Raw genomic sequence first — 24,319 nt, forward strand, 5'->3', positions numbered from 1 at the left:
TAATCTGACCTTTTTCAACATAGAAGTAGCCACCACAATGTTCTACTACACCTGTATAAGTCCAGTCAATTGTACCATTCTCTACAAAGTACCATCCACCACAATGATAAATAACATCCCTTGTTTCTTCGTTCAAGCGACCTTTATCAATATAATACCAAGTACCATCAATATAGACTACATCAGTTAGCTTTGTATCTACAGTCCCATTCTGTACATAATACTTTTCACCTTCATACTCAGCGAGTCCTTTAAATTCTTTGTTTACTTCTCCATCTGAATAATAGACAAAATGGTTATTTTCATACATAAGTCCTGACTTTGGTGTAACTGTTGGATCATCTTTATCTCCTGGTTTTACTGCATTACCATAATGAACAGGTTTCCAACCATTAAGTACTGTTTTAATTGCACTATTAGCGTCTGTATCAATATAATCAGCTACAGCTTCTGCAGTCTGATTGGCAGCCAAGCAGAATTTACCATTTGTAACAAATGGTGTTTCACCTGATAAGTTACCATATTCTTTAAATACTGCTGTTTGACCATCTCCAGCACTCATTTCTCTCCATCCTTCAGCATTAATGAGGCCATTAGTCTGAGTCTGGATAAATGTACTATTTGAAGAAGCGCCCCATGTTCTACCATAGTATCCTACAACACCTGTGCCAACACCATCTGTTGTAACATTACAATTTCTAAATACATATGGGCTTGTCTTAGCGGCTGTAATATAACCAACTTTTGCATTGTTAGAAGCATCATCCTTATATGTCTTCCACTGCAATTCACAATTATCAAATACTGCTGAGAATTCACCACAGATATAGTCAACATTACCGCCAATCACACAATTATTAAAATATGTATGATAATTGCAGTTTTTTGAACCATTTCTACCTAATGTATCCTGTGATGAAAGAATCTTACAGTTATAGCATTCAATATTATCTGCATCAATATAGAATGCGTTAGATCTTTCTTTATAAGCATACTTTGTTACATCAGCATTTGGTGCCAGTCTATTCACTGAAAGTGTAGAACCTGCAATATCAGTCTTTTCTGCTTCTGTAAGTTCATAGTTGTATGTATTCTTGAATGTTGTATCTTCAGCAATGAAGTTATTACCCTTTACAATAAATACACCACCCCAAAGATTAGCATTTGCTTCAGCATATGAATACTTGTCTCTTGCCAGTACTTCATTATAAAGTCCTGTTGCAGGATCAACTGAATAATATAATGTACCAACACCATAATACCATGAAACAGTATGACCATTACCTTTAAGTGTTACGTATGGTGCATTCATAACTGTCTGTTCAGATAAATCAGAAGTAAGATTAATTGTAACTCTTCCCGCTTCTCCTTCTGGTCTATTCTGCATATGTAAAATAGCTTCTGATGCTTCGTTTAATGAATCATAATCTCCAGGAACGCTGATTTCACTCTTGAACGGAATAGCTTCAGCTTCTTTTTCTGGAAGTTCAACATAAACTTCGTTTACTGTTGTACCTTCTGCCTTAACAGAAACTCTATCAGATGTCACACCACCATTAGTTGTTTCAACCTGTGTTTTATATTCACCTGGTTTTAATAAACATGTATATGTGTTACCTGTGATCGTAGCTGTATACTTTAAACCATTAAACATATTTTCAAATGTTAATTCTTTAACAGTACCTGCAGGTGTACCTGTAATAGTACCTTTGACAGTTGCATCTGGTACATCATAAAGAGATACAACTAGTGTATTAGCTGTTGCTGTAAATGTATAACTGTCACCAACAAGTGCTTTTACACTCGTATCATTTGTTGATAGTCTATATGTATGTCCTTCAAGAAGGTTTACATTAGCACCATCGACTAACTTAACTGAACGATTGCTTAGTTCAGTATCTACTGCTTTAATTTCAAAAGAATCATATAAGTTAGCATTTACATTGTTGAACTTAACTGGCACACTGACAGTCTTATCTACAACATACTTATAACCTGCATAGAATAAGTTATCAGTTGCACTTGTAGTAGACATAACATATGTATGTCCTGGAGCGACTGCAAATGAATATGAAGTAACTCCCTTTTCAGTTAATGTAGAGCCTACCTTAGAACCATCTTCTGAATTAAAATCATATACTCTTAAAGATGATACAGAATTAAAATAAACTGTCATCATACCCTTAGCAGCTGGAGTAAACTTAGTTAATGTTCCATCTCCTGCTTGAGGAATAGTTGACATGTTATCGCTACTTGCATGTCTCTTACCTGCTGTATAGCTGTTATATTCCTTGCCATTCACTTTAACTGTTTTACCAGTTTTTGCAGTATACTGTGTACTACCTTGTCCTACTAAAGTTAGAACACTGTCACCATATTTATAATCACCTGTTGCAACAACACCTTTCTTAGCGATGTTATCAAGCATCATAGTGAAGTTTTCTGCCTTGCCTTCTTTCGCATAGTTAGAAACTGTCACTGAATGAAGATATGCTTCAGCATTTGCAGAACATGTGATAGTAAGTGTAGTGGCATCTCCGCTATAAGATACCTTTTCACCTGCGCCATCCTGTGTACCCTTGCCAGATGTAGAACCGATTTCTTTACCCGCTTCATCTGTCACTGTAAATGCTGTCGCATTACCATAACCACAAAGACCTAATTGGATATCCGCATTTCCAGCAACTTTCACTTCGATTTTATCTCCGTTATATAATGCTGCACCATGCTGTCCATCATGCCAGTACGCTTTGTCAGTATCTGACACTACCTTGAATATACCATCATCAGACGTATATCCATTGAGCTTTGTTACACCCGAAAGTGTAGTAAAGTTCAAGGTATAGCTATGCCCTGCTTCGGGCACATTTGCTGCTTCTACGTTAGTTCTTACACCCGGTGCAAACTGAAGTAATCCTACTGTAAGCACTGTAGTAAGTAAAAACGCAAGAAACTTTTTTACTTTTTGGCTTGTTCCCATTTCTTTCCTCCCTTGTAAAAATTTAGATAGTGCAAAATCTCAATAGCGCATTCATACACTACCCCTTTTATATAAACAGTAAAATATATACTGGTTATACCATTCCCCAATATTTGTCTCGTAAATTCTAAGGTCAATATAATTTTTACCTAGGTGAACTAATAGTACAAATAAAAACGTGTGCACCTATAGTCATTAATTCCCAATTCACCATTAATAAAAATATTCAACTGCCTTAAAATAATACTGTACCATGCACACTGTACTTGCTATTCATAATATTCCTTATTCACAAATTCTTGCAATTATATTTTCTAAAAAGACATTAATATGCACTAAATTTCATAATAGAAGGAAAAAAATCTCAAAGAAAAGAACGTATAGTCTCTATACGTTCCTTCAACAGACTGTAATTTGTAACACCTATTAGAGTTTTATTTCATAGCCAAACTCATGCAGTACAAATCCATCATCAAATGCTTCATCATATACACCGTCAGCTTTTAAAAATCCGTTTTTTTCATATAGTTGAGTAGCTGGTATATTTACATCTACTACAAAAAGTCTTAGGTATTCAGCACCAAAAGTTTTAGCCACTTCCTTTGCTTTATCAAGCATTAGACCACCTATCCCTTTTTTCAAATATTTAACATTGACACCTAATCGATCAATGTAAAAAGCTTCTGCGTGATTTTCTTTCCATTTAACTGCATTTTCTCCTGTGTTTGTTTTACACAAAACAAAAGCTGACACTATTTCGCCATTATTAAGTAAAACATAGAGTTGATTATTTTTTATATCTTCTTCAAAAAATTCGCAAGGATAAATGTCATCCCAAATTTGAATATCCTGTTCATCCATGTTTTTAATAATTTGTTTATACACATCTTTTAACTGTAGCAAATCCTGCATACCAGCTAATCTAAAATCCATTTTATCACCCCATCAAATTCAAAGTTACCTAACAGTTACCCCTTCATGAACCTATATAAGTCCATGTCTCGCCATTGTCCTTTGACTCAAACAGAATCGCATCCGATTCTCCGGCTGCACTCAAAACCCGGATTGTGAAGATATCACCTTCTTTTTCAGGCATCTCACAATAAGAATAATCATCCAATGTAAGACCGTATTCTTGTGCGGTCTTTGGAAGCTCTGTTACAGTATCCATCGGGAGCTGCACGGCAGTAAATGTTAGACCACCATCTCTTGTAAGGTAAAGTGTCGAATGTGTCTGGGATGCTCCTGACAAGCCCGCAACACCGAAATTGCCATCATAGAAAATTAGTCCTTCCGCTACGCCTCCATTTCCCTGAAATGGATCTGTGCTAGCTGTTTCCCAGTTGGTTCCACCGTCTGTGGTATGTTCTAATTGATAAAATCTACTTCCAGCTGCTGCATCTACAACAGCTAAGCGCCAACCCTGATTTCCATCTAAAAAGAAGTACATAGAACCATCGGACGAATCTGTTGTCCATGCATCTTCCTTCTTTGCTTCCTCAATCTGTGCGTCTTCCTCTGCTGCACTTATCATATCAGGACTGATATACTCTGGATTACTCATATAGCGCACAGGCATAGTTCCATCCTGTTCCGGCATATGCAAAGACACCTCAAATCCAAGTACTTCTCCTCCACTTTGCAGTTGTGAAAGTACACCTTCTTCTCCATCCACAATGACTAAACCTTCCGCAGTTGAAAAAGATCTTCTTCCATAATACAGAATTTCATACTGCTGCGCTTCATAAAGAGAAGCCCATGCCGCTACACGTTCTTTGTAATCCGCTGTTTTTAAAATTTGAAGCATCGGATTCAACTGCATATCGCTGTTGTAATTCGTATTCGCCTCCCCATCAACCCAGACAGTAATTTTTTCGTTCTTTGCTTTGTCATATGAAATCAGGTAAGTTTTTGTCGTTCCTTTCTCATCTTTTCCGTATAAAAAGGTATCAAGCTTGCTAATTTCTCCATGTTCATCAAATGACAGTGTAAAACTTTTTGTAATATAGAGTTTCTCAGGCAGATCAAGCGCCTTGTCCAAATCTGTAAAAATCCCTTCTACTCCATCCTCGAGGAAATTGGTATGAACAAAATCGATCTCTTTTTTGTGTAGGAACTCATCGATTTCCCAAGAAAGCCTCCCATTATAAGGAATCGCAGCGTAAACAATACGCACACCAAAATACCCAGTAACAAGCAGTACTACTATGATTTCTGCTATAAAGAGTGCATTCTTTTTGCCCTTTATTTCCTTCTCTCGCTTCTTCCTACCTGAACACAACAAGAGAACCGCACAAATTATGCCCCCGACGACTGCAAGAAGCAGTATTGGCAGGTTTCTCCTTACGCCTCCATACTGGCATATCTTCCATGCCTGATATAAAAACAGAAAATAAAATGCAATTCCTATTTTTCCGATAAATGCATGAATTGTTTTCAATTTTATCCTCCTCATATATTTCCTATTTTATCACTCATACAACTTCTAATTTTCCTGTTAGACAAACTGGAATTTACTTTAATAAATATTTTTCAAACGCTTTATGATTATCAAAGTGGACTTCTCTAAAAAACAGAACTAACCAAATAATATAGGTTGGTATAGCTATATATGGGGTTAAAAAGCAAGATAATAATGCTCCTGCCAGCATTATAATAGCCCACATAAAGCACTGATTTCTTATATCACGAGAGATATGAGCTTTATCATACAATGCCTGTTCTTCTTTAGAAAATGAATTAAATCCTGAAACAAATTTTGCTGCTTTTTCCTTAAAAATCGCAAATAACACACCTATAATCAGAAATGGTATTACCAAAATTATACACGACCAAAATCCTATATTCATAATACATACCTCCACTTCAAATTCCGATTTTTCTAACAAAAACATACAAACATACCAACATATAGTCCAATTAATACAGCTACTATTCCTGCAATAAGTGACATAACAGCTGCAACAATGTCTTCCTTATTACTTTTATCATATCAAATTTTGACTAGGTCACCTTCTCTAAATTGGCGATATGTCGTTCCAAAATTAATTTCTATGGTTATAATTTCATAATCAACTTCATATTCATAATTGTAAAAGTAAGCACTTCTTCTATTTATTCTCATAGCACTTACACTTACTATTTTTCCTTTTGTATAGGTCAAACATCTACGCTTTTTTTATTTGGATTTAATGTAAACATATCCCTGTCTTGCAAACAAACTACATATAGAAAAAACATTAAAGAAAAAACTATTCCATAAATAATTGTTTGGCTTAAACTCATTTTACCGCCATCCATAAAACTCCCAATTTTCAAATCACAAACTGCACAATATAAGATGCAAGTATGGCAGCTACAGCCACAAATACAAGTCCTTTTCCCTTATAACTAAAAAATATTGCAACTAGAATACCTGCACATGATTCTACTAAATTAGGCGTAGAATTAAAGACACCTGGGAAAGTCAACGCCCCTAGTACTGCATAAGGCAGGTAATAAAGAGCTGAATTGATGAACTTAGATGTAATCTTCTTTCTAAAGAAAGTAAGAGGAAGAAAACGAGGTAGATAAGTAAAAAGTGCCATCACTAAGACAGCTAGTATCTGATATCTTGTCATGCTTCATCCTCCCTTGGAAATAACCAGGCACCCATACATGTTGCAATAAGTGTTGCACTAATCAAGCGTACTCCAGTACTCATAACATTAAATAATGGCACATAGGTAAAGAGTGTATGGACTCCAATAGAAATAAGAACCACTATAGTTACTGGCATTGACTCTTTCATTGCAGGGACAATAAGAGCTAAGAACATACCGTATAAAGCAATTCCCATAGCACCCTGCAAGGCTAAAGGCAATAAGCCCATAATGAATTCTCCCGCAAGAGTCCCTCCGACCCATCCTATAATAGGTGTTAGGATAAAGCCTAGCATAAACTTAAATGTCAGTTTACCTGGCTGTAAGCTCGCTAACGCAAATGTTTCATCTGTAATTCCAAAAGAGATGATCATACGTTCAACTGTATTCATCTTCTCATCAATCTTCTGAGATAGAGAGAGACTCATCAAGAAATATCTAAAATTGATCAATAATAGTGTTATTGCGATTTCTAGATAAGTACTATCAGATAGAATCAGCTGAACACCTGCAAACTGTCCTGAACTTGTTAAATTTGTTAAAGAGATAAAAGTGGCAAAGCCAAGAGGCAAGCCACTTGATACACATAATACTCCAAAAGAAAAGGCTACTGGGAAGTATCCAAGTGCAATTGGAATACTTCTCTTCATTCCTTTCATTATTTCATTCATATTTCATCACCACGAATATCATATCATAAATAAATTTAAAATAGATGTTCTATTATGAAATTTCTGATTTCTTCTCGATCATCACATACAGTATAGAATGGCTTACGACAATCAAGTCGCTGAATATCCACTGTACGTAAATCAGTCAACTGCATTCTTGAATGGGTAATCATCCCATGATCATCTATAACAGTCAGATCTTTTTCAAAATGAGGATTCAATGGTGACGATTCTTTTTTTATGGATGTACAAGGTATGATCAGCATCTTATAACCTAGATCTTTCACTATATAACACCAATGACCGTCCATCAGTTCTTTAGGAAACCCCCTGCCAATATTAAAATAAGCCATCTGATGTTCCTTAGGACGCTTATGAACATGATAATAAGTGTCTGAAGGAGAACCATCCTTCACTAAAGAACAATAAAAATAAGATAACTGACTTGTCTGATGCAGTAAAGAACGTGAATACTTCTTAGCATCATATAAGCCACTCTCATCAAGTTTATTCAAATAATTTTTGAGTTCTTCAATATTCCCTTCTAAATCTTCTTTCATATAAATATCCCTCCTACTCTTATATATACTTTTAAATTTTCTATTTTTCTCTGTAATTTGTATATAAAGTTTTATATCGTTTTCATATTTTTAAAATATCAATATTATTGATTGATTTATCACATATCAAGCATATAATAGTCACAGTTAAGATAAAGTGATATTAAAAAAAGCGCCAGGACTTGTATAAGTTGACGAGGACTAGATTAATCGAACTATTCGGCGGATGGTCTAGAGGCATAGTACTGCCTAAACGATGAACAAAAACACTGAGCAATCAGCCAACAGATTTCATCAGGTACTCCTTTGTTTTAACGTTTTTATTCCACAAAACAAGGAGGACAAGATTATGTGTGGTATTACAGCTTATTGCGGCAATGGTGAAGCCCTACCTTTTTTAATGCAGGGGCTTGCTAAACTTGAATACAGAGGATATGACTCTGCAGGTGTAACAGTGTTAAATAACACTCTTACAACTGTTAAGTGTAAAGGTCGTTTAAAGAACCTAGAAGAAAAGCTAAAAGGTCATGATATGACTGGTCATGTAGGTATTGGTCATACAAGATGGGCAACTCATGGTGTGCCTTCTAACTTGAATTCACATCCTCATACAAATCCAGATAATACTCTTTCTATTGTACACAACGGTATTATTGAAAACTATAGAGAATTAAAAGATATTTTGTTAGAAAAGGGTTATTCATTCCAAAGTGAAACAGATTCAGAAGTTGTTGTTATGTGTTTGGACTATTTCTATGAAGGAGATCTTCTAGAAGCAGTAAAGAAAACATTAAACTGTATTGATGGAAGTTATGCTTTATGTATTGTTTCTACAGAACATCCTGATGAAGTTGTTGTAGCTAAAAAGGCTAGTCCACTCGTTATTGGACGTACTGATGATGCAAGTATTGCAGCCAGTGATATTCCTGCTTTACTTGCTTATACTAAAAATGTTTATTTCCTAGATGACTTAGAAATGGCTGTATTAAAGAAAGACAGCATTACTTTCTATAATAAAGATGGTGAAGAAATCACCAAGGAAATGACTACTATTCCTTATGATATGGAAGCGGCTCAGAAGAATGGTTACGATACATATATGTTAAAGGAAATCAATGAACAGCCTCATGTGATCCAGGAAACATTAAGAGGTCGTATTTTCAAGGATTCTATTGTTTTAGATGAATTAAAAGATGTTGATTTTAATAAATTCAATAAGGTTTATTATGTTGCATGTGGTACTGCTTATCATGCTGGATTATGTGGAGCTTCTATTCTAGAACGTGCCACTCGTCTACCAGTTCTTACACAGGTAGCCAGTGAATTCCGTTATAATGATCCAATTATTGATGAAAAGACTTTATGTATCTTTGTATCTCAGTCTGGTGAAACAGCTGATACTCTTGCTGCATTAAAGCTTGCTAATGAAAAAGGCTGTACAACAATTGCAGTCACTAATGTATTAGGTTCAACTATTTCTAGAGATGCGCAGTATACACTTTATACTTGTGCCGGTCCTGAGATTGCAGTTGCTTCTACAAAAGCTTATACAACTCAGTTAGTGTTACTTACACTTATTGCCTTATATATTGCCGATAAGAGAGGCGATGCAATTAATACTGATCTCATGGAACAGTTAAATAATCTTCCAGAATATGTTTCTAAGTTACTTGAAGATGAAAAGACATTCGAAGGCTATGCTAAGCTATTAAAAGAAAAACATGACTGCTATTTTATCGGAAGAAGTCTAGATTATGCAAGCGTGCTAGAAGGTGCTTTAAAGCTTAAAGAAGTATCTTATGTACATGCTGATGCTTATATTGCCGGTGAATTAAAACATGGTCCTATTGCCTTAATTGAACCTGGAACTGTAGTCATTGCAGTTGCCACTCAGCCTCATGTAGCTGCAAAGACTATCTCTAATATTCAGGAAACAATTGCGAGAGGTGCTGAAGTCATTCTATTTACTGTTGAAGGACAAGAAGTCAGCGGTGTAGAAAACACTTATTATCTTCCTAATATTCATCCTTTATTACAGAGTGTACTTGTTGCTATCCCATTACAGTTAATCGCATACCATACAGCATGCATTAAAGGCTGTGATGTTGATAAACCTCGTAACCTTGCTAAATCAGTGACTGTAGAATAACGAACGGAGAACTCCGTTCGTTTTTTCTTCACATCAATAATAAAAAAATGTATAATATCTCGTAGGGGTGATAATGTGGAAGAATCAAAAGTAAAAGATTTAACGGCTTATAAGAACCGTTTCGAAGAGGATGCCTCTTCATTCAGCGAATTCCAGGCACGTGATTTCGTTAAAGAATTAAAGAATCAAGGTAAGACTGATGAAGCTATTGAAGTAGGAAGAACATTCCTTGAAATGGCACCAGAATTAAAAGGATATATCAATTATTTTGGCTATGCTCTTTATAATAAGTATATCAACATCAGCGAAGAAGATATTTCTAAGAACGAAAGTTTATTCTATGGTATCCTAGAAGAAATCGCAAAATATTGTAAACAGGAGAGATATTCTCCACTTGAAGCTGCAGTCAATAAGGCTATTAAGCATGTATTAAAGGCTAATCCAGTAGACTATAAGAAGTTATCTGAATTATTAGACTATTTAGATGCACCTACTCTAGAAGATAAACCATTTGTTAATAAAGATGGTAAAGAATTCGAAAGTAAGAAAGAAAAATGGTATCGTATGAAAGTACGTGCATTATATGAACTTGAATCATATAGAGCATGTGTTGAAACTGCGAACATTGCTTTCACTTACAACTTAAAGTGGCATTATAATAACCTTAACTGGGTTAAATATTATCGTGCAAGCTCTCTAGTTGAACTTGGACGTTATGAAGAAGCTGAAAATGAATTCATCGCTTTACAGGGTCATTTCAATGCAGTAGATTCATTTGAAATCCTTTATAAGCTTTATATGAATACAAATCGCGAAGATGATGCTTATACACTTCTAGTTGATAAGTTCTTCAAGGGTGGATTCGATTACAAGAATATCGAAGATTATAAGAAGATTTCAGCAATGGCAAAGGCTAAGGGTCAGGATAAGGCTCATACACTTGCAGAATGCCTCATTAAGAAGCTAGAAGAAGAAAATGGTAAGACTTATGAAGCAGATGTTGATTTAGCTGATTATGCTGATTTAAGTGCCAGCGATGCATTTGATCGTGTATATAGTGAAGTCATCTATCATCTTGAAAAATACATTACTCGTCATGAAGGTAAAGTTGTATTCTACAACCATGATAAGAATTTTGGTAGTATCTTCCAGGATGGTGAAGAAAACTTATTCTTCAGACAGGCTGATTTCCTTGATGATGAAGAAGTTGAAAAGTATGACGTTGTTGAATACAGCGTAATTAAGACTTATGATAGAAAACGTCAGCAGATGAGTTCTAAAGCTGTCCTTTTAAAAGTTCTTTACGAAGAAATCAACTACTAAGAGCAGATTATTCTGCTCTTTTATTCTATTTTAGTTTTTCCCTAACTTCTAAAAGTTTTGTTTGACTTTTCCTTAATATTTCTATATTATATTTTTATATTATAAAAACAGAGAAATGACATAGTAAAGAAATGTGTGGCATAAGAGATATGATGGCTGGTGCGAATCATACGCAAACATTCTTGAATTCACCATGGAGTTGGAAGTACAAAATACTTCCCGGGTTGCCCGTTATCGCTATTTAGTGAGGTTAGTCTATGACTAATGAACTAGAGGTGGTACCGCGATAATTCGCCCTCTTGGGGTGAATTTTTTTGTTTTTAAGGGAAAGAAAAAAGGGAGGAATCTATTATGAAGAAATTTGTATGTGGTTTAATGGCAGTTGGTCTTGCATTAACTGGCTGTGGTAGTCAGTCTAGTACTAAAGATAAGGCTGATGTCAAGATTGGAGTTATCCAATATATGCAGCATGATGCATTGGATGCATCATATAAGGGATTTAAGGATACTCTTGTAAAAGCAGGTTATAAGGCTTCTAATATTACTTTAAAGAATGCCAGTGGTGAAAACTCTAACTGTGAAACCATTGCAGAAAGCTTAGTGAACGATGGAAATGATTTAATTTATGCAATTGCAACTCCTGCAGCTCAGGCTGTTGTAAAGAAGACTAAAGATATTCCAGTTGTTGTATCTGCTGTTACTGATCCAGCTGGTAGTAAATTAGTCAAATCAAATAAAAAACCTGGTGGAAATGTAACTGGGGCAAGTGATTTAACACCTGTTAAAGAACAGATTAAATTATTAAAACAGATTATGCCTAACGCAAAAACTGTTGCTGTTATGTATGCAGGTAATGAATCTAACTCTGAAATCCAGGGTAAGATGGCTGTAAAGGAAATCAAAGCTCAGGGTATGACACCATTAGTAAAGACTGTTTCTGAATCTAATGAAATCCAGTCAGTCACTGATTCTATTGTAGGTAAAGCAGATGCTTTATATATTCCAACTGATAACCTACTTGCTTCTAATATCCCAGCAGTTGTAAAAGTCACTGATCAGGCTAAAATCCCTCTTATTGTTGGTGAAGAAGGTATGTGTACTAAGGGTGGTTTAGCTACTTATGGTATTGATTACTATAACTTAGGTAGTATCGCTGGTAAACAGGCTATTAAGATCTTAACTGGTAAAGGTAATCCAGCAACTATGCCTATTGAATACTTAAAAGCGAGTGACTGTAAATTAAAGGTCAACAAAGCTCAGATGGAAAAGCTTGGCATTAAAGTACCACAGGAAGTATTAGATAAGGCTGAACTTATTTAAGGAGTGAAAGAGAATGTCTTTATTTTTAGCATTACAAAGTGCGACTTATCAGGGTGTCCTATGGGGCATTATGGCAGTTGGTGTTTATATTACATTTCGTCTATTAGATATTGCAGATATGACATGTGATGGTTCTTTCGCAACAGGAAGTGCTGTATGTGCTGTTATTCTTACTAACCATGGTAATCCAATTGTTGCAATTCTTGTAGCTACTCTTGTAGGTGCACTTGCTGGATTTGTGACTGGTTTATTACATACTAAATGTAAGATTCCTGCCATCCTTGCTGGTATCCTTGCACAGTTAGGCTTATATTCAATCAACTTACGTATTATGGGTAAATCAAATATCCCATTACTACAGACAGAAAGCTTATATGACTGGGGACCAATGGTTGGTTTAACAGTATCTCAGTCTACACTTATTGTAGGTGTTATTGCAGTAGCTATTGTAATTGCCCTTCTCTATTGGTTCTTTGGAACTGAATTAGGTAATGCATTACGTGCTACTGGTAATAATGAACAGATGGTAAGAGCTGTTGGTGTCAATACTGATTATACTAAGCTACTTGGTTTAGTGATTTCAAATGCCTTAATCGCCTTAAGTGGTGCCATGGTGGGGCAGTCAGTTGGTTATGGTGATGTCAAGATCGGTATGGGGGCAATCGTTATGGGTCTTGCGTCTATCGTTATTGGTGAAGTCATATTTGGACGTTATGGCAGTTTCTTAAAGAGACTCATTGCGATTATTGTTGGTTCAATTATTTATCGTATTATTATCGCCGTTGTTATTCAGTTAGGTTTATCAACTGATGACTTAAAGCTACTCACTGCATTTATTGTAGCTCTCGCATTAACTATTCCAGTATTAATGGCCAATAGAAAACAGACTGCAAACTATAAGAAACTTACAAAAGAGGTGGATGAAAAAAATGCTTAAGATTGAACATGTATCAAAAACATTTAACCTTGGCACTATTAATGAGAAGAAAGCCTTGATTGATATTAATCTTCAATTAGATGATGGAGATTTCGTTACTGTTATTGGTGGTAACGGTGCTGGTAAATCCACTTTAATGAATATGATTGCAGGTGTTTATCCTATTGATTGTGGTCATATTAAACTAGATGATAAAGATATTTCTTTGTATCCAGAATATAAACGTGCAGGTCTTATTGGTCGTGTATTCCAGGATCCGATGATGGGTACTGCAGCTGATATGCAGATTGATGAAAACCTCGCAATGGCTAAAAGACGTGGTCAGAAGCGTACTTTAAAGTGGGGTATCAAGAAAGAAGAAAAGAAGTTGTATTATGATCTCTTAAAGACTCTAAATTTAGGTCTAGAAGAGAGAATGACAAGTAAGGTAGGTTTATTATCAGGTGGACAAAGACAAGCTCTTACACTATTAATGGCAACTGTCACTAAGCCTAAGATTCTCTTACTTGATGAACATACAGCCGCTCTTGATCCGGCAACAAGTGCTAAGGTATTACTTTTGACTAATAAGATTGTCACTGAACAAAAGCTAACAGCAATGATGGTTACTCATGATATGCAGCAGGCTATTGATGTAGGAAATAGATTGATTATGATGTACAATGGTCAAATCATCTATGATGTTAAAGGTGAAGAAAAAAAGAAATTAACTGTTCCTTTCCTACTTAAGAAGTTTGAAGAAGCAAGTGGCAGTGAATTTGTGAATGACAGAATGTTGTTGAAATAATGAAAACATTCCAACTATATATCAAGTTGGAATGTTTTTTTATGCAGTAAAAAAGAACACCTCCTAAGAAGTGTCCTTTCATACCATTAATATTTAATATCTACAATTTCAACATCATAAGGTTTAGCAACACCGACTGTTACAACATCACCAATCTTATGAGTCATTAATGCTTTCGCAAGTGGAGATTCATTAGAAATCTTACCATGTAATGGATCAGTTTCTGTAGAACCTAAGATTGTAAATGTATCAGGTTCAGGATTTTCTTCAGATAAATCAAGAACTGTTACAGTAGCACCTAAGTTAACTACATGAGTATCTACCTTAACATCAGAACCAATGATTACTGCATTCTGCATCATTACTTCTAATTCTTTGATTCTTTCTTCAATACGAGCCTGTTTATCTCTTGCTGCATCGTAGTCAGCGTTTTCTGATAAGTCACCCTGGCTTCTTGCAAGCTTAATTTCTTCAATGACAGCTGGTCTTTCAACGTTAATAAGGTTTTCTCTTTCAGCTTTTAGCTTTTCAAAACCTTCTTTACTAATTTGCACTTTTTTATCCATTTCTTTCACCTCGCATACCTAAATATAACATACTTATTTTAATTAGACAAGAACGATTTAATCACCTAGAATACTACTTATTTTTGTAATCAATAAGTCAATTGCGACAGTATTAGTCCCACCTTCAGGAATAATAATATGTGCATATTTCTTAGATGGCTCAATGAACTGTTCATGCATTGGTCTTACAGTCTCTAAATACTGGTTACAGACTGAATCAACAGTTCTTGCACGTTCTTCTACATCTCTTCTTAAACGTCTGATAAAGCGGATATCTGCATCTGTATCCACATAGATCAGAATATCACAAAGATCTCTTACCTCTTCTTCTGCTAAGACAAAGATACCTTCTAGAATAATAACATCACGATCTTCAATGACTTCTGTGATATCACTTCTTGTATGTTTTGCATAATCATAAGTAGGTTTTTCAATTCTTTCTTTCTTTTTTAACTTCTTTAAATCTGATACTAGAAGATCATTATCAAAGGCAAAAGGATGATCGTAGTTCGTTTTTACTCTTTCTTCCATTGTCTTATCACTTTGATCTTTGTAGTAATCATCTTGTTTAATGATTTTTACTCTATGACTGCCTTTAAAACGGTCATAGATAGATTGTGCGATAGAAGTCTTACCAGAAGCACTTCCACCTGCAATCCCAATAATGACAGCTTTATTTTCCATGGTTTACCTTCCTTCCCATATCATTCTCTAATACCGGATAATCAATTTCTACATAAAGTATTTCCATTGGATGGTTGGCTACTTCCACCAATTCATTATCTTCATTATAAATCTTATCAACAGTAAAATAAATATTTGAATGACTAGGAGAGAATATTTCTATCTTATCTCCCACCTTGAAATAATTGCGCTGTTCAATTTTCGCACGTTTAGATTCTTGATCATAACCTAAAACACGCATAACGAATTCCTGTGTAGGATGCTCATCTCTTAAGTTATAAAGCTGTTCATCTACACCAGGATTATCATAAAAGAATCCATGACAGAATGCTCTATTGGCTGCTTTTTGTAGTTCATCTTCATATTTCTTTGAATCTGCAAAATGATCAGGATCAGCGCAATATGTATCAATGAGTTTTCTATAAGTAGATACAACTGTCGCAATATAATGGACAGACTTCATACGCCCTTCTATCTTGAATGAATCCACACCACATTCTATTAATTCACCAATATGATGAATGAGGCACATATCCTTAGATGACATAGTAAATGGGAAATCTTCATTAATAGATTGTCCATTCTCTTCTAAATCATAATACCATCTACAACTTTGTGAACAGCCACCTCTATTCGCATCTCGTCTAGAATAGTAGTTAGATAACATACAACGACCACTATAAGAAATGCACATAGCACCATGTATGAAGTATTCTAGGTCAATATCAGGGGCATTTTTTCTAATGTCCTTCAAGTCAACAAAAGTTGTTTCACGACCTAGTACTACTCGATCCATCCCCATATCTTCAAAGAACTTAACGGCAGATGAATTAGTCACTGACATCTGTGTAGAGACATGTACTTCTAGCTTTAAGTTCATACTTTTCGCAAGATTCATAATATATGGATCTGCCACAATAATAGCTGTAACACCTGCATCATCTAATGCCTGTAAGTATTCTTTAATACCTTCTAGGTTATCATGATGAAGGATGATATTACATGTAACATGGATTTTAGCACCATATTGATTCGCAAACTGTACTGCTTCTTTAATATCTTCTATAGAGAAGTTAGATGCTTGTGATCTTAAAGAGAATTCTTTACCACCGATAAATACTGCATCTGCACCATAAATAATAGCTGTTTTAAGCTTTTCTAGGTTTCCTGCGGGAGCAAGTAATTCTGGCTTCTTTACAATCACACGACGACCATCAATAACCTTACTTATTGGCTGCATCTTCTAGATCCCTCCTCTTTACATCTTCAAGACGATAAATTGTATCATCATATAGGAAACCTCGATCAAGAGGTTTTGAAATCTTTCTTAATAAAGGAAGATATTCTTTTACTTCTTTGTCATATGTACCTCTTTCTAAGGCTTTAAGACAATCACAATACATACTAGTGACTTCTACTGCTTCTCTTGAATCCATAAACATTGTTTCAATATAAAGGTAGTCAAAGTCCTTTAATGTATTGAATAAGTCCAATGTATATAATCTAGATTTGCTGAATACAGCCGTTCCACGATTTGTTTCATATATATGACAAGGAAAATCCTGTCCACGTGGATTTATTGTAAGAGCGTCTTTATTATGGCTTAATGTTGTATTGCTTGCTGATTCATAGTTAGAGATCAAATGTCTCTTACTCATCATCATATACTGTACACCATGGCCTAATACAAATAATGGCATATCACAGTTCTTACGTATTTCTAGCTGTTCCTTTAAAGATATTTCTTTAGAAACAAAAGCACCAGAAATACCATAATGAGATAAAGTATTCAGTGTACTTGAATTAGTATTAAGAGTTAAAGGATGATAAATCATATTAAAATCATAACCCTTTTGATTCACCATACGTAATACACCAAAATCCTGGAAAATTAATCCATTGATTCCAATATCATGTAACGCATCAATATGCTTTTCTAATCCTTCTAGATCATGTTCATCATACATAGCATTCACATAAACATAGAGTTCTTTTGCCTGTTCTTTGATTTCTTTCAATTCTTCAATAGAAAACTTCACTGGTGTCAAAACACTATAGTCTGATCCAGCCATAATCAAAGAAACACCCATATCAACATAATCATAAAGATATCCACGATCATTTAAATTAATTGCGATTTTCATTGTGTTCCTTTCTAGTAATGATACATAGACCATCACCTACCTGCACATAATGTGCATCATACTCTTCATTAGAGAAGATCCAGTCTTTAAAACGTTTGATTTTTCTTACAAGAGCACGTGTGTTTCTATTCTTAATATTTGGTATATCAAAAATCATGCCATGGAAATCAAGATTATCCACTAACACAAAACCATCCTCCTTTAAATAAGGAACATATTTTTCAAAGAAACGCTGATATTGCGCTTTAGCTGCATCAATAAAAAGACAATCATAAGGTGCATGATTCAACAATGTATCATCAAATTCTAATGCATCTTCATGATAGATTGTAATATTGTCTTCCTGATGGAAATCTTTAATATTTACAACTGCTTCCTGATAACGTGTATCATCTCTTTCAATTGTATCTACATGAAGCCCTTTGACATGAGTGGCCATCATTAAAGATGAATACCCAATGGCACTTCCAATCTCTAATACAGACTCCGCATTTCTCTTATTTAATTCATCAATAAGGTATTCAATACCTTCTTTTTGCATAATAGGCACATCTTTCACAAGTGCATATTCTTCTAATTCATAAAATGATTTCATTAATACCACTTATTCTCCTTCACTACTTTCTGATGTTCTTCATATGTCTTTGAATAGATGACAGTTCCATCTTTCTTCGCAAAGAAGAATAAATAATCAGATGGTGTATAGTTTGCGACTGCATCCATTGTCTTTTGTGGGACACATGCAATAGGACCAATAGGAAGTCCTGCATATTTATATGTATTATAAGGAGAATCAATCTTAGTCATCTTTGTAGAGACTTTGACACCTGTTCTATTTAATGCATAGTTGACAGTAATATCTGACTGTAATCTCATACCAGTCTTTAAACGATTGATAAATACGCCTGCAATGGCTGGACGGTCTTTATCAAATAAAGATTCTCTTTCTACGACTGAGCATAATGTTAAGAATTGATGAGGTGTATAGCCAAGCTTAGTCATTGACTCCTTATAAGGTGTTAATTGTTGATCCATATAATCCAGCATTTCTTCTGTGACCTTTTCAATAGTTGTAGATTCACCATAAAGCACATATGTTTCTGGATAGAAATAACCTTCTAATGGATAAAGAATACCCTTTTGAAGAATATCATCACTTAAGAACCAATACTTAGAAATTAACTGCTTTAAATAAGACTGATCACCCCATTTATCTAATACTTCCTGTTCTGTTTTACCAGTTACATTTGCCACCCTTTTAGCTGCCTGAGGAATAGTAATTCCTTCAGGGATAGTTAAGGAAGACTTCACAACATAAGAGCTGTTCATCTTTGACATGATACTATACATCTTTGAAAGAGACATGTTCTTATTCAAATTGTAAGTTTGAGAGACAACTGAAGGCTTATGAATCTTTAAGTAAACCTTAGCCACCAATTTATTTTTTATTAAGCCTTTTGACTCTAATGTATTTAAAACTGTATATGCATTCTCACCTTTTTTTACAGTCACCTGCACAACTTCACTTTTAGAAGAGACATTTCCTGTACCACTTATATAAAATAAGCCTGTACCTCCTATTAATAATACAACTACAAGGACTGCCGCTATGATTTTCTTTTTCATACATACATCTCCTTTTCCTTAACCATTATATAGAATTAAGCCGATAATTGCCATAAAAAAATAAGGCATGAAAATGCCTCATTTTACTACACGCAAGTTTTCCGCTCCTTTTTCCATACATACTGGAGCATGGATTGTGAATTGATGATGTGTTTCATATAAAACAGCACGCTTTTCATCTTCTTTGATTTCAAAGCTTTCAAGTGATCCACCCTGTTTACATGCAACAAGTAAGTACTTATCTCTAAATAAGAGTAAAGATTTAGGTCCTTCATCTGTTTCCATACAATCCACTCTTGTAAGTTTTCCTGTTTCTGCGTCTCTTTCAAAGGCAACAAGTGTATCATCACCTTTATTAATTACAAAGATGAAATGTCCATTTTCAGTAATAACCATATCCATAGGTGTATTCACACCATCATATTCATCTTTAGAATAAGTCATCACTTCATCAATTAAAGTAAACTTGTTATGCTTTACACTATAACAAGCAATTGTACTTGAAATTGAATTCAAGATATATGCGAATTTACGATTCTTAGAATAAACAAGCTTCAATGGCCCACTTCCAGGAGTAAGTTTGAATGATAATTCTTCATCTTTGATTAATTCACCTTTTTCACCTTCAGTAAAGAAGATTACTTCATCGCCACCTAAATCAGTGACAACAAGTTTTGTATTATCTGGAGTGAATGTCATGAATGTTGGATGAGATTCAGTCTGTTTTACTGGATCAATACTATGACCATCTAATTTCACTGTCTTTGATACTCTAATGATCTTAGAAGTCTTAATAGGCACAGTGACAACTTCGCCATTATAATAATCAATTGCATAGGCATAACTAGAATTTTTATTTAAGAGAGTCTGAATATAAGTACGTCCTTCATTTCCTACTCTAGCTGCAAGTCCTAGCTGAACTTCCATGCAGGCATACTGCCAGATACCACCATCCTGAGCACGTCCTGTTCCATTACGATAAGTCAAGTACATAAAACGTCCATTTTTATTCATTGCGAGAGGGTTGGCAAGAGACTTAACGAAAGATTTCTTAATGATTTCTCCGTTGTCTACATTAAAATAGAATGCATAAATACCACGATCAAGGTCTGTTCCTTCACTACCTACAAAGAAAATATCTACTGTTTTTGTTTTACTAAAAAGTCCCATAATTATCTCCTTACTAAAACTAGGTAACGGTTGTTACCTAGTTCTTATCACATTCAGAACAATCTGTGACGCAGTCCCCATCCTCGCATACGCAGCCATCACATTTATCATCTGTTTCTTCTTCATCATGCATATTGAAGTCTTCTAGAACTTCTTCTAGACGCTCCCATTCAGCTGGATCTTCGATATCGTATAGATGATTATCGTCATCATAACGAGATGCAAAAATCTGCTCATCATCGTCTTCACTATAGTACATGACATATTTATTTCCATTCTCTTCATCCTCATAAGTGAAAAGAATTTCAAATACGTTTTCTTCCCCGTTATTATCAGTAATCACAATTTTATTGTCGTCCATTGCTTATCTCCTTATCTTATCAAGATAGCCCTGAAGAATTTCAACTGCTGCCATCTTGTCAACAACCTGTTTACGTTTCTTTCTAGAAACATCACCAAAAATCAGATTATTTGTCGCAATAACAGTAGTCAATCTTTCATCTTCAAGAATAACTTCAACATCCATCATCTTCTCTAAACGTTCTTTAAAATCAATAGAAATCTGTGCACGTTCACCAAGATCACCATTCATATGCTTAGGTAATCCTAAAACAATTGTATGAATATTATTCTCTTCTACGATATTCTTGATATGATAAGCACATTTCTTATAAGCGTTTTCGCTAAAATGATAAGTTTCTACACCATGTGCAAGCATTCCTAATGTATCACTTACCGCAATACCGCAAGTACGTGAACCTAAATCTAGTCCTAAAATCTTTTCCACTATTTAGACTCCAAATAGAACTTTACAAGTTCTTCAATAATTTCATCACGATCAGCCTGCTGAATAATAGATCTTGCACTCTTATGACTTGAAATATAAGCAGGATCATTAGAGATCAGATAACCAGCAATCTGGTGAACTGCATTATATCCTCTTTCTTCTAAAGCCTCAGCAACTGTCATCAAATTATTTCTAATTACTTCTCGCTTGAGATCTTCTGAGTTAAATACTCTTGTCTGTGTATAATCTTGTGCCATAATGAACCCCCCTATACAAGTTATATTTTAGTATAAACGAAGATAAAATTCAATTTTTTTACAATTTAGATTTTAAGGCAGTGATTGCTTCATCAATCTTATCTAATGTAGGTGCACCACCCTGAGCAAAATCTGGTTTTCCTCCGCCACGACCATCAAGTACTTCATTCATAGCCTTAACTAATACACCTGCTTTATATGTATTTGTAAGATCCTTAGTAATACCTACAAAATATGAATTCTTTCCTTCAAAAGTGCTTGTCACTACGACAATACCACTACCTAACTGGTCTCTAAAATCAAACGCCATCTGTTTAGCAGCTGCATTATCTTTTTCTACATGAGTATAAAGGAACTTCACACCATTGACTTCTTCAACCTGAGATGCCTGGTTCTTTGCTTCTAATGCATTCAACTTACTTGTTAATGTTTCGATTTCTTTTTTCATTATATTAAGAGTAGTCATTGTGCTTTCAGCTTTTTCTACGATCTTATTGAAATCATTTGCCTTAAGTACAGTACCTACTTCTTCTAAAGTTTCTTCAGATTTTCTTAATGCTTTATAAGCTCTCACATTAGTGACTGCTTCAATTCTTCTTACACCAGAACCAACTGAAGTTTCCATTTCAATCTTGAATAAACCAATCTTTGCAGTATTAGAAACATGTGTACCACCACATAATTCTACTGAGAAGTCACCTACACGTACAACTCTTACAACATCACCATATTTTTCATCAAATAAAGCTGTTGCCCCTGCATTGATGGCTTCTTCCTTAGGCATTTCTTTAACATCAACATCAACACCCTTGAAGATATATTCATTAACCATATCTTCTACAGCTGTTAATTCTTCTTTAGTCATCTTTGATGGATGAGTGAAGTCAAAACGTAATCTGTTTTCATCTAAGTATGAACCAGCCTGTCCAACATGTGAACCTAAGACATTCTTTAATGCAGCATCTAGTAAATGTGTTGCAGTATGGTTATTTTCAATTAATGCACGACGTGCTGTATCCACTGTTAATTCTACAGTATCACCTACATGTACACTGCCACTCGTTAACTTAATATAATGTAAATGCTGACCATTAGGAGCCTTTAATACATTAATGACTTCTGCATCAAACTGATCTGAATGAGCAGAACCTGTATCGGCACACTGACCACCCATTTCAGCATAGAAGTTAGTTGTTTCAACGATGATTTCACCTTCATCAGTCAGTTCATCGACCTTTTCTCCATCCTTGAATAAACCTATAACTGTAGTCTTACAAGGTGCTGTGTCATAAACGAAAGTAGAAGGAGTAGTGAAATCCATTAAATCAATCTTCTGAGAAGCCATTGATTCTCTTTCACCACGTGCTGCACGAGCACGATCCTGCTGTGCTTTCATTTCTACCTGGAACCCTTCGCTATCAACAGTGAATCCAGATTCTTCTGCGATTTCAATAGTTAATTCTAGTGGGAAACCATATGTATCATATAACATGAAGGCAGTAGAACCATCAATCATCTTATTATCAGAGTGTGCAATAACATCCTTAATCTTCTTTTCACCCTGAGATAATGTCTTATGGAATGCCACTTCTTCTTTCTTAATAGCTTCCTTAACAAATTCTGCTTTTTCTGGAAGATAATCATAGAATTCTTTCATGTTATCTACTACAACATCCACTAAAGTATATAAGAAAGGCTTATCGATACCAATGTTCTTACCGTAACGAACAGCTCTTCTTAAAATTCTTCTTAATACATAACCACGTCCTGCACGGTCAAACATAGCACCATCACTTAATGCGAATGTTACAGTACGGATATGATCGGCAATAACTCTATAAGCCATCTTATCTTCTGCATACTTTACATCAGCTAATTCTTCTGCTGCATGAATGATAGGTAAGAATAAGTCTGTATCAAAGTTTGTTTCACCTTCCTGGATGATTGAAGTAATTCTTTCAAGACCCATACCAGTATCAATATTCTTATGTGGTAATTCTTTATAATCTTTACGATCAATTGTAGGATCACAATCAAACTGAGAGAATACGATATTCCAGATTTCTACATAACGATCATTTTCCATTTCTTCAAAGAATAGTTTTTCGCCGATATGATCTGGGTCATATTTTTCTCCACGGTCATAGAAGATTTCACTATCTGGTCCACCAGGTCCTGCACCGATTTCCCAGAAGTTATCTGCAGTCTTTAAGATATGTGATGGATCTACACCACATTCTTTAGTCCATACATTGTATGCATCTTCATCATCCGTATAAACAGTGATGTACAATTTATCTTTATCAAAAGCAAGCCATTCTTCCCCTGTTAAAAATTCCCATGCAAAATGAATTGCTTCTGTTTTAAAATAATCACCAATAGAGAAGTTACCTAACATTTCAAAGAATGTATGATGACGTGCTGTCTTCCCTACGTTTTCAATATCGTTTGTACGAATAGATTTCTGTGCATTTGTGATACGATTACATGCTGGTTTTTCTGTACCATCAAAGTATTTCTTTAATGCTGCTACCCCTGCATTGATCCATAATAATGTTGGGTCATCATGTGGAATCAATGAAGCGCTTGGTTCAACCATATGTCCCTGTTTCTTGAAATATTCAAGGAATAATGCACGAGTCTGATTACCTGTTAACTTTTTCATAATATCCTCCTAAATAAAAAAGCCATTCCTTAAAAGGAACGACTTAAATCGC

The 24,319-nt window shown here is 34.9% G+C and carries 24 protein-coding genes and 2 other annotated features (1 of these 26 cut by a window edge); of the genes, 5 read left to right on the forward strand and 19 right to left on the reverse strand.

What is annotated here, in order from left to right; translation table 11 throughout:
- The 8 genes from ACFOZZ_RS06020 to ACFOZZ_RS06055 all read right to left on the reverse strand — a co-directional run.
- A partial coding sequence (locus tag ACFOZZ_RS06020) for a pectinesterase family protein (protein WP_376814903.1) occupies window positions 1-2,980 on the reverse strand: 2,980 nt, incomplete at its 3' end.
- Window positions 2,981-3,406: 426 nt separating this feature from the next.
- Complete coding sequence (locus tag ACFOZZ_RS06025) at window positions 3,407-3,913, reverse strand: GNAT family N-acetyltransferase (RefSeq protein ID WP_278598051.1); 507 nt, start codon at window positions 3,911-3,913, stop codon at window positions 3,407-3,409.
- A 43-nt stretch (window positions 3,914-3,956) separates the two neighbouring features.
- Window positions 3,957-5,420, reverse strand: a complete 1,464-nt coding sequence (locus tag ACFOZZ_RS06030) for a WD40/YVTN/BNR-like repeat-containing protein (RefSeq protein ID WP_278598050.1) — start codon at window positions 5,418-5,420, stop codon at window positions 3,957-3,959.
- 73 nt (window positions 5,421-5,493) lie between these two features.
- On the reverse strand, window positions 5,494-5,829 hold the full coding sequence (locus tag ACFOZZ_RS06035; protein WP_021982867.1) for a DUF3784 domain-containing protein: 336 nt from the start codon (window positions 5,827-5,829) through the stop codon (window positions 5,494-5,496).
- Between the two features lie 310 nt (window positions 5,830-6,139).
- The gene (locus tag ACFOZZ_RS06040) at window positions 6,140-6,280 is read right to left on the reverse strand and encodes a hypothetical protein (protein WP_155812889.1); all 141 of its coding nucleotides are present in this window, start codon (window positions 6,278-6,280) and stop codon (window positions 6,140-6,142) included.
- 14 nt (window positions 6,281-6,294) lie between these two features.
- Window positions 6,295-6,600 carry an AzlD domain-containing protein gene (locus ACFOZZ_RS06045; protein WP_006507169.1) on the reverse strand — a complete coding sequence of 102 codons (306 nt, stop codon included), beginning with the start codon at window positions 6,598-6,600 and terminating at the stop codon, window positions 6,295-6,297.
- Window positions 6,597-7,292 carry an AzlC family ABC transporter permease gene (locus tag ACFOZZ_RS06050; protein ID WP_376814904.1) on the reverse strand — a complete coding sequence of 232 codons (696 nt, stop codon included), beginning with the start codon at window positions 7,290-7,292 and terminating at the stop codon, window positions 6,597-6,599. Before ACFOZZ_RS06050 ends, ACFOZZ_RS06045 begins: the two co-directional genes overlap by 4 nt.
- Before the next feature lie 35 nt (window positions 7,293-7,327).
- Window positions 7,328-7,852, reverse strand: coding sequence for a hypothetical protein (locus tag ACFOZZ_RS06055; protein ID WP_055288842.1), 525 nt, complete (start codon window positions 7,850-7,852; stop codon window positions 7,328-7,330).
- A gap of 349 nt (window positions 7,853-8,201) precedes the next feature.
- On the opposite strand from ACFOZZ_RS06055, the gene glmS reads away from it, so the two are divergent.
- From glmS to ACFOZZ_RS06080, 5 genes are all read left to right on the forward strand, one after another.
- Window positions 8,202-10,001: a glutamine--fructose-6-phosphate transaminase (isomerizing) gene (gene glmS / locus ACFOZZ_RS06060; RefSeq protein ID WP_055233648.1), complete on the forward strand. Its 1,800-nt coding sequence runs from the start codon at window positions 8,202-8,204 to the stop codon at window positions 9,999-10,001.
- Window positions 10,002-10,076: 75 nt separating this feature from the next.
- Window positions 10,077-11,324 carry a hypothetical protein gene (locus tag ACFOZZ_RS06065; RefSeq protein ID WP_055288844.1) on the forward strand — a complete coding sequence of 416 codons (1,248 nt, stop codon included), beginning with the start codon at window positions 10,077-10,079 and terminating at the stop codon, window positions 11,322-11,324.
- Between the two features lie 101 nt (window positions 11,325-11,425).
- Window positions 11,426-11,626 (forward strand) — a binding site (T-box leader).
- 49 nt (window positions 11,627-11,675) lie between these two features.
- Window positions 11,676-12,644 carry an ABC transporter substrate-binding protein gene (locus ACFOZZ_RS06070; protein ID WP_147556505.1) on the forward strand — a complete coding sequence of 323 codons (969 nt, stop codon included), beginning with the start codon at window positions 11,676-11,678 and terminating at the stop codon, window positions 12,642-12,644.
- A 13-nt stretch (window positions 12,645-12,657) separates the two neighbouring features.
- Entirely contained in the window at window positions 12,658-13,581 is a 924-nt protein-coding gene (locus ACFOZZ_RS06075; RefSeq protein ID WP_278780612.1) for an ABC transporter permease, read from the forward strand.
- A complete protein-coding gene (locus ACFOZZ_RS06080; RefSeq protein ID WP_022425417.1) occupies window positions 13,574-14,368 on the forward strand; it encodes an ABC transporter ATP-binding protein in 795 nt (264 codons plus the stop codon). Before ACFOZZ_RS06075 ends, ACFOZZ_RS06080 begins: the two co-directional genes overlap by 8 nt.
- 86 nt (window positions 14,369-14,454) lie before the next feature.
- On the opposite strand, the gene greA is transcribed toward ACFOZZ_RS06080, so the two are convergent.
- The 11 genes from greA to alaS form a co-directional block, all read right to left on the reverse strand.
- The gene (greA, locus tag ACFOZZ_RS06085) at window positions 14,455-14,934 is read right to left on the reverse strand and encodes a transcription elongation factor GreA (RefSeq protein ID WP_055233646.1); all 480 of its coding nucleotides are present in this window, start codon (window positions 14,932-14,934) and stop codon (window positions 14,455-14,457) included.
- 57 nt (window positions 14,935-14,991) lie between these two features.
- Window positions 14,992-15,618 carry a uridine kinase gene (udk, locus tag ACFOZZ_RS06090; RefSeq protein WP_055233645.1) on the reverse strand — a complete coding sequence of 209 codons (627 nt, stop codon included), beginning with the start codon at window positions 15,616-15,618 and terminating at the stop codon, window positions 14,992-14,994.
- Window positions 15,608-16,858, reverse strand: a complete 1,251-nt coding sequence (locus tag ACFOZZ_RS06095) for a peptidase U32 family protein (RefSeq protein ID WP_055288850.1) — start codon at window positions 16,856-16,858, stop codon at window positions 15,608-15,610. The genes udk and ACFOZZ_RS06095 overlap by 11 nt, the downstream gene beginning before the upstream one ends.
- Window positions 16,842-17,795, reverse strand: a complete 954-nt coding sequence (locus ACFOZZ_RS06100; protein ID WP_376814905.1) for a peptidase U32 family protein — start codon at window positions 17,793-17,795, stop codon at window positions 16,842-16,844. Before ACFOZZ_RS06100 ends, ACFOZZ_RS06095 begins: the two co-directional genes overlap by 17 nt.
- The gene (locus ACFOZZ_RS06105) at window positions 17,746-18,357 is read right to left on the reverse strand and encodes an O-methyltransferase (RefSeq protein WP_055289697.1); all 612 of its coding nucleotides are present in this window, start codon (window positions 18,355-18,357) and stop codon (window positions 17,746-17,748) included. The genes ACFOZZ_RS06100 and ACFOZZ_RS06105 overlap by 50 nt, the downstream gene beginning before the upstream one ends.
- Window positions 18,357-19,388 carry an endolytic transglycosylase MltG gene (gene mltG, locus ACFOZZ_RS06110; RefSeq protein ID WP_055289699.1) on the reverse strand — a complete coding sequence of 344 codons (1,032 nt, stop codon included), beginning with the start codon at window positions 19,386-19,388 and terminating at the stop codon, window positions 18,357-18,359. Before mltG ends, ACFOZZ_RS06105 begins: the two co-directional genes overlap by 1 nt.
- 78 nt (window positions 19,389-19,466) lie before the next feature.
- Window positions 19,467-20,558 (reverse strand): lactonase family protein, encoded by a 1,092-nt coding sequence (locus tag ACFOZZ_RS06115; protein WP_278860252.1) that lies wholly within the window; start codon window positions 20,556-20,558, stop codon window positions 19,467-19,469.
- Between the two features lie 37 nt (window positions 20,559-20,595).
- On the reverse strand, window positions 20,596-20,919 hold the full coding sequence (locus ACFOZZ_RS06120) for a DUF1292 domain-containing protein (protein ID WP_006506261.1): 324 nt from the start codon (window positions 20,917-20,919) through the stop codon (window positions 20,596-20,598).
- A 3-nt stretch (window positions 20,920-20,922) separates the two neighbouring features.
- On the reverse strand, window positions 20,923-21,345 hold the full coding sequence (gene ruvX, locus ACFOZZ_RS06125; RefSeq protein WP_055233642.1) for a Holliday junction resolvase RuvX: 423 nt from the start codon (window positions 21,343-21,345) through the stop codon (window positions 20,923-20,925).
- Window positions 21,345-21,602 carry an IreB family regulatory phosphoprotein gene (locus tag ACFOZZ_RS06130; RefSeq protein ID WP_006506263.1) on the reverse strand — a complete coding sequence of 86 codons (258 nt, stop codon included), beginning with the start codon at window positions 21,600-21,602 and terminating at the stop codon, window positions 21,345-21,347. The genes ruvX and ACFOZZ_RS06130 overlap by 1 nt, the downstream gene beginning before the upstream one ends.
- Before the next feature lie 58 nt (window positions 21,603-21,660).
- Window positions 21,661-24,267 (reverse strand): alanine--tRNA ligase, encoded by a 2,607-nt coding sequence (alaS, locus tag ACFOZZ_RS06135; RefSeq protein ID WP_376814906.1) that lies wholly within the window; start codon window positions 24,265-24,267, stop codon window positions 21,661-21,663.
- A gap of 31 nt (window positions 24,268-24,298) precedes the next feature.
- Window positions 24,299-24,319, reverse strand: a binding site (T-box leader) (it continues 174 nt past the right edge of the window).

Source organism: Catenibacterium sp. GCM10023432 (assembly GCF_042651925.1).
In the GTDB taxonomy this organism is placed as follows: Bacteria; Bacillota_I; Bacilli_A; order Erysipelotrichales; family Coprobacillaceae; genus Catenibacterium; species Catenibacterium mitsuoka.